Below are 14,409 nucleotides of genomic sequence, written 5' to 3' on the forward strand. Positions count from 1 at the left end.
ACGAAAGGTTATGCCTTGACGTCCTCGTCCCGTGCCGCCTCCTGGCGCGGACGGCGTACGGCGCCCGGTGCGAAGGGCTCGGGGCGGCCCTTGAGCCGGTCGGAGGAGTGCAGCTGCCAGGGCACGCTGATGACCATCACACCCGGCTGGAACAGCAGGCGGCCCTTCAGCCGCAGCGCGCTCTGGTTGTGCAGGATGTGCTCCCACCAGTGGCCGACGACGTACTCGGGGATGTAGACGCTCACCACGTCGCGGGGCGAGCGGCGGCGCAGCGACTTGACGTACTCCAGGATCGGCCGGGTGATCTCGCGGTAGGGCGAGTCGAGCATCTTCAGCGGCACCGGGATGCCGCGCCGTTCCCACTCCTCCTGCAGCGCCCTGGCCTCGGGGCCCTCCACCCCCACGGTGATCGCCTCCAGCTTGGAGGGGCGGGTGGCGCGGGCGTAGGCGAGGGCGCGCAGGGTCGGCTTGTGGATCTTGGAGACCAGGACGATGGCGTGGTTGCGCGCGGGCAGCATCGACTCGTCCACCTGGGAGTCCTCGGCGACGGCGAGCTCGGCGGCCACGTTCTCGTAGTGGCGGTGGATGCCCTTCATCATCAGGAACAGCACCGGCATGGCCACGCAGACGATCCACGCCCCGTGGGTGAACTTGGTGACCAGCACCACCACCAGCACCACGCCGGTCATGACGCCGCCGAAGAAGTTGATGGTCCGCGAGCGGTGCATCTGGTGGCGGACCCTCAGGTCGCCCTCGGTCCTCAGGTGCCGCGTCCAGTGCCTGACCATGCCGATCTGGCTCAGCGTGAACGACACGAAGACGCCCACGATGTAGAGGTTGAGCAGGCGGCTGACGTCGGCGTCGAAGCCCCACAGCAGCAGGCAGGCCCCGGCGGCGAGGATCACGATTCCGTTGGAGAAGGCGAGCCGGTCTCCCCGGGTGTGCAGCTGGCGGGGCAGGTAGCGGTCCTGGGCCAGGATCGATCCGAGCACCGGGAAACCGTTGAAGGCGGTATTGGCGGCCAGGAACAGGATCAGCGCGGTGACGGCGGCGATGACGAAGAAGGGCAGCGAGCCGTTGCCGAAGACCGCGTCCGCCACCTGGGCGATGATCGGCTGCTGGTAGTAGCCGGTTCCGGCGGGCCTGCCGTCGATGAGGACGTCGCGGTAGGCGACGGAGGGCTCGGCGACCTTGACGCCCGAGGCCAGCCCCAGGGTGATGATGCCGACGAACATGGTCACCGAGACCAGGCCCATCATCAGCAGGGTGTTCGCGGCGTTCTTGCTCTTGGGCTTGCGGAAGGCGGGCACGCCGTTGCTGATCGCCTCGACGCCGGTGAGGGCGGCACAGCCGGAGGAGAACGCGCGCAGGATCAGGAAGGCCGCCGCGAAGGAGGTCAGGTTCGACTGCTCGGCGATGATCTCGTACCCGGAGGTGGGCGCGTGCAGCTCGTCGCCGAGGACGAGCACCCGGAAACCGCCCCACGCGACCAGGCCGAGGACGGCGAACATGAAGGCGTAGGTGGGGATCGCGAAGGCCGCGCCCGACTCGCGGATGCCGCGCAGGTTGACGATCGTCAGCAGCACGACGATGACGATCGCGACCAGCGGCTTGTGCTGGGCGACGTACGGGATGGTGGCGCCCACGTAGTCGACGCCGTTGGCGACCGAGACCGCGACGGTCAGCACGTAGTCGACCATCAGGGCGCTGGCGACGGTCAGGCCCGCGTTCGGGCCGAGGTTGACGGTGGCGACCTCGTAGTCGCCGCCCCCGCTGGGGTAGGCGTGCACGTTCTGCCGGTACGACGCCACGACGGTGAGCATCACCACCACGACGGCGACGGCGACCCAGGGGCTGAAGTGGTAGAAGGAGACTCCGGCGAGAGAGAGGATGACCAGGATCTCCTGCGGGGCGTAGGCCACGGAGGAGAGGGCGTCACTCGCGAAGACGGGCAGCGCGATGCGCTTGGGAAGCAGCTGCTCGTGCAGCTGCGTGCTGCGCAGCGCCCGCCCGATGAAAAGGCGTTTGACAAGGTCCGTCACCTTCGACACGTCTGCAGATGCTAGCCGTTATTCCTCGGCCCCACTCACGCGGCACTCCTGGGGCGGTCCATACTGGCTGAATACATCGGGATCAAGATCCGCCTCACAGCGACCGGCGGGGGAGCATGCATATCGTGATCATGGGGTGTGGCCGGGTCGGTTCGACCCTGGCGCACATCCTCGAGGACAGCGGCCACTCGGTCGCGATCATCGACCGTGACCCGCAGGCGTTCCGCCGCCTGCGGGCGGGGTTCAGGGGTCGCAGGGTGACCGGGATCGGGTTCGACCGGGACGTCCTGGAGGAGGCCGGCATCGAGGCCGCGGGCGCCTACGTGGCGGTGAGCAGCGGCGACAACTCGAACATCATCTCCGCCAGGGTCGCCCGCGAGACGTTCGGCGTGGACAACGTCGTGGCGAGGATCTACGACTCCCGGCGCGCCGAGGTCTACCAGCGGCTGGGCATCCCCACCGTGGCCACGGTCCGCTGGACCGCCGACCAGATCCTGCGCCGCGTCCTGCCCGAGGGCGCCGAGCCGCTCTGGCGCGACCCCAGCGGGTGCGTGGTGCTGGCGGAGGTGGCCTACCACCCCGGCTGGATCGGCACCCCGACGAGGGATCTGGAGGCGGCGGCGGGCACCCGCCTGGCGTTCATCAACCGGATCGGCGACACCCTGCTGCCCAAGAACGACTCGGTGGTGCAGGAGGGCGACGTGCTGCACGTCATGGCGGTCGAGACCGACATGGACCGCATCAACAAGGTGCTGTCCGGGGCGCCGGAGGAGGAGCACTGATGCGCGTCACCATCGCCGGCGCGGGAGCGGTCGGCCGGTCGATCGCCGCCGAACTCCTGGAGAACGGCCACGAGGTCCTGCTCGTCGACATCGACCCCAAGGCCATCAAGATCGATACCGTGCCGCGGGCGGAGTGGCTGCTCGCCGACGCCTGCGAGATCTCCTCGCTGGACGAGGCGGGCCTGGCCGAGTGCCACGTGGTCGTCGCCGCCAGCGGCGACGACAAGGTCAACCTCGTGGTGTCGCTGCTCGCCAAGACGGAGTACGGCGTGCCGCGCGTGGTCGCCAGGATCAACCACCCCAAGAACGAGTGGCTGTTCAACGAGTCGTGGGGCGTCGACGTGGCCGTCTCGACCCCGCGCCTGCTGAGCGCGCTGGTCGAGGAGGCGGTCAGCGTCGGCGACCTGGTGCGGCTGATGACCTTCCGTCAGGGGCAGGCCAACCTGGTCGAGCTCACCCTGCCCGAGGACGCGCCGGTCGTCGGGCAGCGCGCCGGCTCGGTGCCGTGGCCCAACGACACCGCCCTGGTCGCGATCCTGCGCGAGGGCCGGGTGCTGGTGCCCACCGCCGACGACCCGCTGGAGGCCGGTGACGAGCTGATGTTCGTGGCCAGCCAGGAGGTCGAGGAGGAGCTGGCCGAGCTCCTGTCCCCGCACCGCACGCCCCGCTGAGCCGGAATCCCCCCACCGCACGCCCCGCTGAGCCGAGATCTCCCGCACCGCACGCCGCTCCCGCCCGGTTCCCTGCCTGGGCCCGGAGGAGGTGCCGAGCCGGGATCCCCCCGCACCGCACGCCGTTCCCGGCCTGGACCCGGAGCAGGCGGGAAGGGCCGCGCCGGCGGTGAAAGGGAGGCCCTCCGCGACGGCGCGGAGGGCGGCGGACCCGGGACCGGGCCCCGCGGTCAGGAGACCGCGGGGCGCACCGGGGTCCTGCCCCGGGCCAGGAGCCACACCATGGCGGCGAATGCCGCGACCTGGAGCGGCCAGCCCATCGCGATCTTGAGGATGCCCAGCTCGGCGACGGCGTCGTCCCGGCCGATCAGGTAGACGGGGAGCTGCACCGCCACCCGGACCACGCACGGGATCATCAGCAGCCAGGTGAGCCTGGTGCACAGCTTCACCACGGCCGGATCCGCGCGCCACGCGGTCGGGTCGCCGGTGACGGATCCGATGAGGAAGCCCACCACCGGCCATCGGGTGACGATCGACAGCAGCATCACCACGGAGTAGCCGGCGTTGTAGAGGATGCCCGGCAGGAAGACGTCCTCCGCCTGGCCGGTGCGGGAGGCGAAGAACGCGCCGATGCCGATGCCGATCAGGCTGTTGACCACGAACTGCGGCGTCGAGCGTTGCAGCAGCCGCACGACGAGCAGCAGCACCGCGGCCGAGATGCTGACGATCAGGGACTGCTTCAGGTTGGAGGTGGCGACCCACATGCCGGTGAAGGCGATGGTGGGCACGGCGGCCTCGATGACGCCCCGCACTCCGCCGAAGGCCTTGGCAAGCTGGCTGCGGATCGCGGCCTCGACCGTGTCGTGCGCGGTGGTCTCGCCGGTGGTGGTCATCTTCTCGCTCACCGTCTCGTGATCGTCAATCACTCACGCACCGCCCGCGGGGCGCAGCTCGTATCTCGGATTGAACATGACTTTGCGGCCATCCTGCACGCTGACGAGTCCTTCCGCCAGCACCAGGCGCCCCGGCTCGATGCCCGCGATCTTCCTTCGGCCCAGCCATATCAGGTCGATCACATCGGAACCATCGTAAAGCTCGGCCTCCAGCGCCGGAGCGCCCCCGCGGGGGCGCAGTGTCACCGTCCGCAGCGTGCCGGTCACGCAGAAGCGGCGGCGCATGCCGCACGAGACGATGGGCGTGGCGCCGTGGCGGTCGAGGTCCTGCTGGAGCTCGTCGGCCTCCAATTCGGCCTGACCGGCGGTCAACCGGCGGAAGAATCCCCGCAGACCGCTCTGTTTATGCGGCTCCTGAGAACCCACGGACCTCTCCTTCACACACGAGTCGAACCAGCGTACGCGATCGGGCCCGTCAGCGGATCTCGGCGATCTCCGGCCCGCGGTCGAACGGGTTGAGGTCGGGCACGTCGCCCCCGGCGGCCTGCTGCTCCGCGGCCTGCCTGGCCTCGGGCGGCAGCCGGAGCTCGATCGCCTCCTTGGGTGCCATCGGCTCGTCACCGCGTACCACGACTATGTCCCGGACGACACCCTCCAGCGTCGCGGCGACCCCGGCGTCCTCCGCGGCCTTCCCGCTGATCACCGCGCGCAGGAACCAGCGTGGCCCGTCCACCCCGATGTAGCGGACCGGCTGCTCGCCGCCCTCCGCCGGGATCCTGGCGGCCAACTCGACGCCGAACGCCCCCTCCCGCTCCTCGGCGGTGCCCCCGGCGCTCTTGACCCCCTCGGCCAGCTCGGCCCTGACCTCGTCCCAGATCCCGCTCCGCTTGGGCGCCGCGAAGGCGTGCACCTGCAGGGCGCTCCCCTCGAACAGGACCACCGCGCCGACGATCTGGTCACCGGCCAGGTTGAGCTGCACCTCGAAACCGGCATCGACCGGCAGGCGCATGCCTCCGAGGTCGACCCGCTCCCGCTCGGGATGGGGCTCGTCGGCGTCCCACGGCCCCGACTCCCGCGAAGGGACCTGCTCGACCTCCTCCACCACGGCCTTGGCGGCCTTGGCGGCCGGGGACTTCTCACGGCGGTTACGTCCGAACACTTTCCTCACGCTCCTTGAAGATTCACTGATCACTCGTCCTCCGCCGGGCACGGCGGCGGGCGGCCCCGCGGGCCGGAGGCGCGCTCCGGTCCCCGATCACCACCGGCCACCTCGCCCACCTCGCCCACCTCGCCGGGTTCGCTCCCTGTCAGCGGCCGGTGGACCCGAACCCGCCGGCGCCTCGCGCCGATCCCGGCAACCGGTCCACCTCGTGGAACACCGCCTTCTCCACCTTCTGGATCACCAGTTGCGCGATGCGGTCTCCCCTGCGCAGCCGTACGGCGTTCTTGGTGTCGGTGTTGATCAGCGTCACCCTGATCTCGCCCCGATATCCCGCGTCGACGGTGCCTGGCGCGTTGACGAGCGTCACGCCGTGCCTGGAGGCCAGGCCCGAGCGCGGGTGGACGAACGCGGCGTACCCGTCGGGCAGGGCGATCGCCAGCCCGGTGCCGACCACGGCCCGCTCTCCGGGGAGGAGCTCGACGTCCTCGGCCGCGTGGAGATCGGCGCCCGCGTCGCCCGGGTGGGCGTACGAGGGCGGCGGCAGGTCGGCGTCGAGCCGGTGGATCAACACCTCGACGGTGTGGGTCACGGGTTCACCTCGTACTCGTGGTGCTCGTCGGCGATCGTCTGGATGTCGCCGTGCTTGGCGAAATGTTCCATGGCCACCTCGATGAAGAGCGCCGCGGCCCGCACGGCGACCGGGCCGTCCGGGGAACCGATCCGGCCCTCAGCCTCAAGGTACGCCTTCCTGCCCGACATGCCGTTGCACCAGGCGCGAAGATGCAGGACGGTGCCGACCGGAACCGGCGCGAGATAGTCGGTCTCCAGCCGCCCGGTGACGTAGGGGCGCTGGAAGAGCCACACGGACATACCGATGACCTCGTCCATCGCCGCGGCGAGCACGCCGCCGTGCGCCAGGCCGGGCGCGCCCTGGTGGGTCTCCTCCACGGTGAACTCGGCGACCACCGTGACCCCGTCAGGGGTGAGGGCGGTCAGGTGCAGGCCGTTCGGGTGTCCGGCGCCGCAGCCGAAGCAGCGGCTGTAGTGGGGGCCGAGCGGGGTGCCGGGAGCGGGCGCGCCGGGAAGCGGCCTCGGGCGGGTCGCATCCGGCGGGGGGGTGGTCAGGGCGGAACGGGTCACGGGGCAGAACGTTACCCCCTGGGCTGCGGTGATTCCTCATTCACCGGTTTTCCCGCCGCACCCGACGGTGCCGGGCCGCCGGGATCACCCGGATCGCCGGGGCCGGGGCCGCCGGAATCAGGGCCACCGGAATCGGAGCCGCCGGGAACGGGCCCGCCGGAATCGGGATGTGGCGGTGCCGGTGGCAGCGCCAGATGGGAACCGCCCATGAGCTCGGGCAGCGCCCGGTAGATCACGGCAGCCACCGGCACCGCCACGGCGGCCCCGGCGATGCCCGCCAGGATGCCGCCCACGGCCAGCACCAGGATGATCGCCAACGGGTGGAAGTGGAGCACCCTGCCGACGATCAGCGGCTGGAGCACGTGGTTCTCCAGCTGCTGCTCCACGAGCAGGATGCCGAGGAAGATCAGGGCGTAGATCGGGCCCTTGGCGCCGAGGGTGACCAGGGTGGCCACGGCACCGGCGAAGAAGATGCCGACGATGGGGATGAAGCTGGCCAGGAAGATCATCACCGCGAGCGGCGCCCAGAGCGGCACGCCCATCCCCGCGAGCACGATACCCATGATCACGCCGTGCACGGCGGCCACCGCGACCGTGCCCTGCACGTAGTGCGAGAGCGTCACCCAGGCGGCCCGCCCGGCCATGTCGACGCGGGGCGCGACGTCGCCGAAGCCCTTCAGGAACCACGACCAGATCCGGTCGCCGTCCTTGAGCAGGAAGAACGTCACGAACAGCAGCAGCACGATGGAGGCCAGCACCTCCAGCGCCACCGTGGCGCCGGTGAGGACCGTCTGGGTGATCTGGTTGCGCTGGGTGGTGATCTGCTTGCCGATCTCGTCGACCCAGCTGGTGATCTGGGTCGGCTGCAGGTGCAGTGGCCCGGTGTAGAGCCAGTTCTCCACGGTCTTGGCCGTCTGGCGCACCTGGTCGACGAGGCCGGGGAACTCGTCGTTGGCGCGCACCCCGATGATCCAGCCGGTGCCGCCGAGCACGGTGAGCGCGATGATCATCGTGAGCCAGGTCGCGTAGATGGGCCGCATGCCCATCGCGCCGAACCGCCTGGTGAGCGGGAACAGCAGCGCGGTCAGCAGGAGCGCGATGGCCACCGGCAGCACCACGATGCGCAACGTCGCGATGAACTGCGCGAAGTAGAAGACGGCCCAGCCGATGATGATCAGGCAGAGGCTCCACATCGCGATGCGCAGCAACGTGCGCGGCACCAGGCTGGTCAGGCGTTCCCGATCGGAGATCACGTGATCCAGACTGTCACGCCTGGAAGGGAAATGCGCGAGGGTTTCGAAGCGCTCCCACGGACGGGTCCGGGGGATTCCAGCCGGCCCGGACCTGCGGCTACGCGCGGGCCTGCGCTGCTGTTGCCCGGCAGCCGGCCGCGCGACGCCCGCCGGGAACGCGCCCACCGGCGGAGGCGGCCGGGTTGAGCGCCCGCCCGGTCAGGGGCGGGCGCTCACCCGGCTGAGGTCAGCGCTCGTCCGGCGGGCGGGAGATCACCCTGTCTTCGAGGTAGCAGCTGCAGTTGCCACATCCTGGCGGCATGCCTGTCCTCCTCTCACCTGTCCTGCCTCGACCGTAAGGCAGGATTCCCCGACGGCGAGGACAGATTCGCGTGCGCGCCCGCCGGTCAGGTGAGGGTGACCTCCACCAGCAGGTCCCCCTCGCCCTCCTGGAGCACGAACTCGTCGATGACGCCCGCGCCGCACAGGTCGTCCTGCGCCCGGCGCACGAGGTCGACCCGCGCGCCGGTGACGGTCAGCCGGGCGACCTCCGCGCGCATGGAGAGGCGGGCGTCGGACTTGGCCTTGCGGACCCGGCCGAGGACGGCGGCCACCGCGGGCAGCAGCTCGGGATCGCCTTCCCGTTCGCGCGCCTGGGGCCAGGCGGCCCGGTGCACCGAGCCCTCACGCCACCAGGACCACACCTCCTCGGTGACGAAGGGCAGGAACGGGGCGAACAGCCGGAGCATGACGTCGAGCGCCTCGCGCAACGCCGCGTGCGCCGAACGCGCCGCCGCGCTCGCATCGCTCCCGCCACTCCCACCGGGGGCGTCGTCGTAGGCCCTGGCCTTGACCAGCTCCAGGTAGTCGTCGCAGAACTCCCAGAAGAACCGCTCGGTGCGCTCCAGCGCGCGGGTGTAGTCGTAGCCCTCGAAGGCCTCGGTGGCCTCGTGGACCACCTCCGACAGCCGGGCCAGCATCGACAGGTCGATCGGCTCGGTGACCTCCCCGCCTCCCTCGCCCAGGCCCAGGACGAACCTGGAGGCGTTCAGGATCTTGATGGCCAGCCGGCGGCCGACCTTGATCTGACCGGTGTCGAACGCGGTGTCGGTGCCCGGACGGCCGCCGGCCGCCCAGTAGCGGACCGCGTCGGAGCCGTACTGCTCCAGCAGGCCGAGCGGGGTGACCACGTTGCCCCGGGACTTGGACATCTTCTTGCGGTCGGGGTCGAGGATCCATCCGGAGATCGCGACGTCGCTCCAGGGCAGGGTGCCCTGCTCCAGGTGGGCGCGGACCACGGTGGAGAACAGCCAGGTCCGGATGATCTCGTGGGCCTGCGGGCGCAGGTCCATCGGGAAGACCCGCTCGAACAGGTCCCGGTCGCGCTCCCAGCCCCCGGCGATCTGCGGCGTCAGCGAGGAGGTGGCCCAGGTGTCCATGACGTCCGGGTCCCCGATGAAGCCGCCCGCCTTGCCACGCTGGTCCTCGGTGTAGCCGGGCGGGACGTCGGTGGACGGGTCGATCGGCAGCGCGGACTCGGGCGGCGCGATCGGCGCGGAACGATCGGGCTCGCCCTCGTCGTCCAGGGGGTACCACACCGGGATGGGCACCCCGAAGAACCGCTGCCGGGAGATCAGCCAGTCGCCCGCCAGCCCCTGCACCCAGCTGTCGTAGCGGACCCGCATGTGCGGCGGGTGCCAGGACAGCTCCGCGCCGCGCGCCAGGAGCGCGTCGCGCAGGGCGAGGTCGCGCCCGCCGTTGCGTATGTACCACTGGCGGGTGGTGACGATCTCCAGGGGCCGGTCGCCCTTCTCGTAGAACTTCACCGCGCGCTTCACGGCGCGCGGCTCGCCCTCCATGTCGCCCGACGCGCGCAGCAGCTCCACGATCCGCTCGCGGGCGCCGTGCACGGTCCGCCCCGCCAGCTCCGCGTACGGCTCCCGCGGCACGCCCTCGGGCGCGTCCGGCAGCAGCCTGCCGTCCCAGCCGATGACGGCGCGGGTGGGCAGGTCGAGCTCGCGCCACCAGACGACGTCGGTGACGTCGCCGAAGGTGCAGATCATCGCGATGCCCGTGCCCTTGTCCGGCTCGGCCAGGTGGTGGGCGAGCACCGGCACCTCGACGCCGAACAGCGGCGTCCTGACCGTGGTGCCGAACAGGGGCCGGTAGCGTTCGTCGTCCGGGTGGGCGACGAGCGCGACGCAGGCCGGCAGCAGCTCGGGGCGGGTCGTCTCGATCCAGACCCGGTCGCCGAACCCCCTGGCCCGCTGCTCCTGCGACAGGCCGAAGCCCAGCCGGTGGAAGGCTCCGGGCCACTCGCGGTCCTCCAGCTCGGCCTGGGCGACGGCGGTGCGGAAGGTGACGTCCCACAGCGTGGGCGCCTGGGCCACGTACGCCTCCCCCCTGGCCAGGTTGCGCAGGAAGGCGCGCTGGGAGGCGGTGCGGGCGGCGTCGCCGATGGTGGCGTACGTCAGCGACCAGTCGACCGACAGGCCCAGGCGGCGCCAGAGCTCCTCGAACACCTTCTCGTCCTCGACGGTGAGCCGCTCGCACAGCTCGATGAAGTTTCCGCGCGAGATCGGGATCTGCCGCTTGGGGTCGGGTCTGGCCGGGGGCTCGAACGAGGGGTCGTAGGCGACGGAGGGGTCGCAGCGCACGCCGAAGTGGTTCTGCACCCGGCGCTCGGTGGGCAGGCCGTTGTCGTCCCAGCCCATGGGGTAGAAGACCTCACGCCCGCGCATGCGCTGGAAGCGGGCGATGGTGTCGGTGTGGGTGTAGGAGAAGACGTGGCCGACGTGGAGGGAGCCGGAGACGGTCGGCGGCGGGGTGTCGATCGAGTAGATCTCCCCGCGCGTGCGCGACCTGTCGAAACGGTAGGTTTTCTCGGTCTCCCAGCGGCCCGCCCATACGGCTTCCAGGCCATCGAGAGTCGGTTTCTCGGGCATGGGCGCAGAACGCGGTCGCTGTTGTGTCATGCCTCCCTATGGTATGGCTTCACGCGATGCGGCGCTCGGGGAGACTAGTGTTCTTGGGGCGAACCGCAAACGGGAGGACCTACATGGCCGACAAGACCGAGAAGCAGGACATGGCGTGGAGGGCCATCGGCGGCCTCCTGGGCCTCGCCACCGCGTGGGGGGCGAAGAAGGCCATCGGGTTCGCCTGGGAGAAGGCCACCGGCAGGAAGCCGCCCGTCGACAACGAGTCCCTGGAGATCAGCCTCGGCGAGGCGATCGGCTACGCCGTGGTGATGGGGGTCGGCATGCAGGTGACGCAGATCGTGGTCGCCCGCACCGCCAGGAAGCGCTACGACGCGTGGAAGGCCGTGAAGGACGCGGCCAGGGAGGTCACCACCTGACGGCGACCGCACCGCGGGGGCCGTGCCCCCGCGGCGACGCCGCGTCTCCCGATGTCTCCCGATGTCTCCCGATGTCTCCCGGTGTTCCCGGCGAGAGGTCAGGAGGGTTCCGGGGTCTCCGATGGCCCCAGGGCCTCCGGGGACAGCTGGGAACCCGTGGACGCCGTGGATTCCGAGGACCCCGTGGATCCCGTGGACTCCAGCGAGGTGAGGAACTCCTGCGCCCAGCGGTCCACGTCGTAGGTGGACACCCTCCGGCGCAGCGACCGCATCCGGCGTGACAGGTCGTGCGGGGTGGCCCGCATCGCGGTCAGCATCGCCCGCTTGAGGCCGTCGACGTCGTAGGGGTTGACCATGAACGCCTGGCGCAGCTCGTCGGCCGCCCCGGCGAACTCGCTGAGCACCAGGGCGCCGCGCAGGTCGTTGCGGCAGGCGATGTACTCCTTGGCGACCAGGTTCATCCCGTCGCGCAGCGGCGTCACCACCATCACGTCCGCCGCGAGGTAGAGCGCGGCGAGCTCGTCCCGGCCGTACGACTGGTGCATGTACTGCACGGGCTGCTGCCCGAGCTCCCCCTGCTCGCCGTTGATCCGGCCGACCTGGAGCTCGATCGAGTCGCGCAGCCGCATGTACTCCTCGACGCGTTCCCTGCTCGGAGTGGCGATCTGCACGAACGCCGCCTCACCCGGCTTGATCGCCCCCTCGGAGAGCAGCTCGCCGAACGCCTTCAGGCGCTGGCCGATGCCCTTGGTGTAGTCGAGCCTGTCGACGCCGAGCAGCAGGCACTCGGGGTCGCCCAGCTCCGCGCGGATCTCCCTGGCCCTGGCGATGATGTGCGGCTCCCTGACCAGGGAGTCGAGCTCGCCGAAGTCCACGGAGATGGGGAACGCCCCGGCGCGCACCACCCGGTCCTCCACGTAGATCTCGTGCTTGTGGTGCTGGAGACCGAGCAGGCGGCGGCAGAGCCGGATGAAGTTGGACGCGCCACCGGGGCGCTGGAACCCCACCATGTCCGCGCCGAGCAGGCCCTCGACGATCTCGCGCCGCCACGGCAGCTGGGAGAACAGCTCGACCGGCGGGAAGGGGATGTGCAGGAAGAAGCCGATGCGCAGGTCGGGGCGGAGCTTGCGCAGCATGGCCGGGACCAGCTGGAGCTGGTAGTCCTGGATCCACACGACGGCGTTCTCCGCGGCCTCCGCGGCCGCGGCCTCGGCGAAGCGCTCGTTGACGGTGCGGTAGGCCTCCCAGGTGACCCGGGAGTAAACGGGTGCGGCGACCACGTCGTGGTAAAGCGGCCAGAGGGTGGCGTTGGAGAAGCCCTCGTAGTAGAGCTCGACCTCGGATTCGGACAGCGGGACGGGGACGAGCTGCATGCCGTCGTGTTCGAAGGGTTCGAGGTTCTCGTCGGGGGCGCCGTGCCAGCCGACCCAGGCCCCCTCCCTGCGCTGCAGGACGGGGGCGATCGCGGTGACGAGGCCGCCGGGACTGCGCCGCCACATGTCCTCACCGACTCGGTCGACGGGGAGACGGTTGGCGACGATCACAAATGCGCTGCGGCCCAGCACAGATTCCTCCAGGTAGTCGGGGGCTTACTGAATTAACTACCCGTTTGAGAGGTTTCTATGACTTCCCAGGCGGGAGGGCACGGTGGACCCTCAGATCGGCCCGTACGACCTCGCCGAGCTTCTTCGTGGCGGCGCGGTTGAGGAACCCTCCGGCCACGGCGCCCGTGAGGAACGGGCCGAAGGTGGTGAGATGGCGCCCGAGGGTGCGCATCAGCCTGTTGCGCAGGGCGGTCTTGGCCGCGGTGCCCAGGGCGACGGTCATCGTCCCGGGTGCCATGGGGTCGACACCGCGCTGCTTGGACCAGGCCATCGCGAAGGCCATGGCCCGCTGGGAGCCGGTGCCCGGCACCTGGATCCCGTACACCTCGTGGAGTTCGGCGATGAGCTTGACCTCGATCGCGGCCACGACGAGGGTCTCGGCCACGAGCTGGGCGGGGGCGGAGAGCAGGAGGGGAGGAGCGGCGAACTCGGCGGCGGCGACGGCCCCGCCGATGGCTCCGACCGCCATGGTCGCCTTGGTCGCGGTGCGTACCAGATCGTCGGCGAGCGCCTCGGAGGTGAGACCGTGATGATGCTCGGAAAGGGTGTGCAGATCGCGGATGGGGATGCGGGGCGCCACGGCCATGAACACGTCGGTCAGCCAGCGGCCCCGGCCCTCTCCCGACTCCTTGGCCCTCTTCGCCCCTCGTGCCAGTGATTTCGTGAGACGGCCGAGCAGCCGCCGCCGCTCGGCCCCGTCCATGTCGCCCGGATCGGCGAGCCTGCCGACGAGCTCGGCCACCTCCTGGTCGGACCGGCCGCCCGCGGCCGCCTCCCGCTCGGATTCGTCGTCCGCGGCCGCCCTGTGATCGGGACCGTCGTCCACGGGCACTTTCCGGCCGGACCCCCCGTCCGCGGCCCCCTCGTGATCGGGACCGGCTTCTGCGGCCACTTCGTGATCGGGACCGGCGTCCGCGGCCCCTTTGTGATCAGGCGCGCCGTCCGACTCCTCGGCCGTGGAGTCGTCCGGCGCGGCACCGGTCCGCCTGTTCTCTGACGTCATGTCTCGGAACCTCCTCAAGGCTGTCCTGAGGCCCTACCCATACCTGGAAGAGCACACCTCGGACAGGCCATCGGAATCATCTCAAGCCGCGCATTCCCGGCAGATCTGCTGGCCGTTCTTCTCAACGGCGAGTTGACTGCGGTGGTGCACCAGGAAGCAGCGCGCGCAGGTGAACTCGTCGGCCTGACGAGGAATCACCCGGAGCGAGAGCTCCTCATTTGACAGGTCCGCGCCCGGCAGTTCGAGCGACTCGGCGAGATCCGTCTCGTCGATGTCGATGCTGCCCGAGGACTTGTCGGTACGGCGGGCCTGCAGTTCCTGAAGACTGTCCTCGCTGAGGTCGTCGTCGGTCTTGCGTGGGCTGTCGTAATCGGTAGCCATCGGTCTGCTCCATCCCCCTCATCTATCTGTCTGCGCTCACTCGCGCGTGTGTAACGTTCGAGAGGCACGACTTGTGCCCGATCCGCCAGAGAGATTCCTGCTTCGGTACCCCGCCGGAATGGTCACTGAACCTCC

Annotated in this window: 14 protein-coding genes; 3 read left to right on the forward strand and 11 right to left on the reverse strand. The window is 70.5% G+C overall.

The genetic code is table 11. From position 1 onward, the window contains the following. Positions 1 to 8 precede the first annotated feature (8 nt). Positions 9 to 2,051: an APC family permease gene (locus tag ACTOQ2_RS19250; RefSeq protein WP_440101025.1), complete on the reverse strand. Its 2,043-nt coding sequence runs from the start codon at positions 2,049 to 2,051 to the stop codon at positions 9 to 11. Between the two features lie 116 nt (positions 2,052 to 2,167). On the opposite strand from ACTOQ2_RS19250, the gene ACTOQ2_RS19255 reads away from it, so the two are divergent. Both ACTOQ2_RS19255 and ACTOQ2_RS19260 read left to right on the forward strand, forming a co-directional pair. Continuing rightward, a complete protein-coding gene (locus tag ACTOQ2_RS19255) occupies positions 2,168 to 2,833 on the forward strand; it encodes a potassium channel family protein (protein ID WP_362681267.1) in 666 nt (221 codons plus the stop codon). Further along, the gene (locus ACTOQ2_RS19260) at positions 2,833 to 3,504 is read left to right on the forward strand and encodes a potassium channel family protein (RefSeq protein WP_329084000.1); all 672 of its coding nucleotides are present in this window, start codon (positions 2,833 to 2,835) and stop codon (positions 3,502 to 3,504) included. The genes ACTOQ2_RS19255 and ACTOQ2_RS19260 overlap by 1 nt, the downstream gene beginning before the upstream one ends. Positions 3,505 to 3,734: 230 nt before the next feature. On the opposite strand, the gene ACTOQ2_RS19265 is transcribed toward ACTOQ2_RS19260, so the two are convergent. From ACTOQ2_RS19265 to valS, 7 genes are all read right to left on the reverse strand, one after another. Next, positions 3,735 to 4,397, reverse strand: coding sequence for a DUF3159 domain-containing protein (locus ACTOQ2_RS19265; protein WP_440064767.1), 663 nt, complete (start codon positions 4,395 to 4,397; stop codon positions 3,735 to 3,737). Between the two features lie 33 nt (positions 4,398 to 4,430). Beyond that, positions 4,431 to 4,823, reverse strand: a complete 393-nt coding sequence (locus ACTOQ2_RS19270; RefSeq protein ID WP_344744598.1) for an OB-fold nucleic acid binding domain-containing protein — start codon at positions 4,821 to 4,823, stop codon at positions 4,431 to 4,433. Positions 4,824 to 4,872: 49 nt separating this feature from the next. Beyond that, on the reverse strand, positions 4,873 to 5,556 hold the full coding sequence (locus ACTOQ2_RS19275; protein WP_440101026.1) for a DUF3710 domain-containing protein: 684 nt from the start codon (positions 5,554 to 5,556) through the stop codon (positions 4,873 to 4,875). Positions 5,557 to 5,704: 148 nt separating this feature from the next. Then, positions 5,705 to 6,148, reverse strand: a complete 444-nt coding sequence (gene dut / locus ACTOQ2_RS19280) for a dUTP diphosphatase (protein WP_440101028.1) — start codon at positions 6,146 to 6,148, stop codon at positions 5,705 to 5,707. Further along, complete coding sequence (locus ACTOQ2_RS19285; RefSeq protein ID WP_440064331.1) at positions 6,145 to 6,699, reverse strand: PaaI family thioesterase; 555 nt, start codon at positions 6,697 to 6,699, stop codon at positions 6,145 to 6,147. Before ACTOQ2_RS19285 ends, dut begins: the two co-directional genes overlap by 4 nt. 11 nt (positions 6,700 to 6,710) lie before the next feature. Next, a complete protein-coding gene (locus tag ACTOQ2_RS19290) occupies positions 6,711 to 7,952 on the reverse strand; it encodes an AI-2E family transporter (RefSeq protein WP_440101030.1) in 1,242 nt (413 codons plus the stop codon). A 386-nt stretch (positions 7,953 to 8,338) separates the two neighbouring features. Next, entirely contained in the window at positions 8,339 to 10,876 is a 2,538-nt protein-coding gene (gene valS, locus ACTOQ2_RS19295; protein WP_440101032.1) for a valine--tRNA ligase, read from the reverse strand. Positions 10,877 to 10,989: 113 nt separating this feature from the next. On the opposite strand from valS, the gene ACTOQ2_RS19300 reads away from it, so the two are divergent. Beyond that, complete coding sequence (locus tag ACTOQ2_RS19300; protein ID WP_440064337.1) at positions 10,990 to 11,286, forward strand: DUF4235 domain-containing protein; 297 nt, start codon at positions 10,990 to 10,992, stop codon at positions 11,284 to 11,286. A gap of 98 nt (positions 11,287 to 11,384) precedes the next feature. Here the strand turns inward: ACTOQ2_RS19300 and ACTOQ2_RS19305 are convergent, their stop codons facing one another. The 3 genes from ACTOQ2_RS19305 to ACTOQ2_RS19315 all read right to left on the reverse strand — a co-directional run bounded on the left by ACTOQ2_RS19305 (position 11,385) and on the right by ACTOQ2_RS19315 (position 14,274). Next, positions 11,385 to 12,851: an alpha,alpha-trehalose-phosphate synthase (UDP-forming) gene (locus ACTOQ2_RS19305; protein ID WP_440101034.1), complete on the reverse strand. Its 1,467-nt coding sequence runs from the start codon at positions 12,849 to 12,851 to the stop codon at positions 11,385 to 11,387. A 55-nt stretch (positions 12,852 to 12,906) separates the two neighbouring features. Next, positions 12,907 to 13,893, reverse strand: coding sequence for a hypothetical protein (locus tag ACTOQ2_RS19310; RefSeq protein ID WP_440101036.1), 987 nt, complete (start codon positions 13,891 to 13,893; stop codon positions 12,907 to 12,909). Positions 13,894 to 13,974: 81 nt separating this feature from the next. Beyond that, on the reverse strand, positions 13,975 to 14,274 hold the full coding sequence (locus tag ACTOQ2_RS19315) for a DUF4193 domain-containing protein (protein WP_030914836.1): 300 nt from the start codon (positions 14,272 to 14,274) through the stop codon (positions 13,975 to 13,977). Between the last annotated feature and the right edge of the window lie 135 nt (positions 14,275 to 14,409).

Origin of the sequence: Streptosporangium sp. H16, assembly GCF_051918855.1 — a bacterium.
Lineage (GTDB): Bacteria > Actinomycetota > Actinomycetes > Streptosporangiales > Streptosporangiaceae > Streptosporangium.

Coding starts and splice junctions, on each gene's coding strand:
- ACTOQ2_RS19255 (WP_362681267.1), top strand. CDS start 2,168: ATGCATATCGTGATCATGGGGTGTGGCCGGGTCGGTTCGACCCTGGCG.
- ACTOQ2_RS19260 (WP_329084000.1), top strand. CDS start 2,833: ATGCGCGTCACCATCGCCGGCGCGGGAGCGGTCGGCCGGTCGATCGCC.
- ACTOQ2_RS19265 (WP_440064767.1), bottom strand. CDS start 4,397: ATGACCACCACCGGCGAGACCACCGCGCACGACACGGTCGAGGCCGCG.
- valS (WP_440101032.1), bottom strand. CDS start 10,876: ATGCCCGAGAAACCGACTCTCGATGGCCTGGAAGCCGTATGGGCGGGC.
- ACTOQ2_RS19300 (WP_440064337.1), top strand. CDS start 10,990: ATGGCCGACAAGACCGAGAAGCAGGACATGGCGTGGAGGGCCATCGGC.
- ACTOQ2_RS19310 (WP_440101036.1), bottom strand. CDS start 13,893: ATGACGTCAGAGAACAGGCGGACCGGTGCCGCGCCGGACGACTCCACG.
- ACTOQ2_RS19315 (WP_030914836.1), bottom strand. CDS start 14,274: ATGGCTACCGATTACGACAGCCCACGCAAGACCGACGACGACCTCAGC.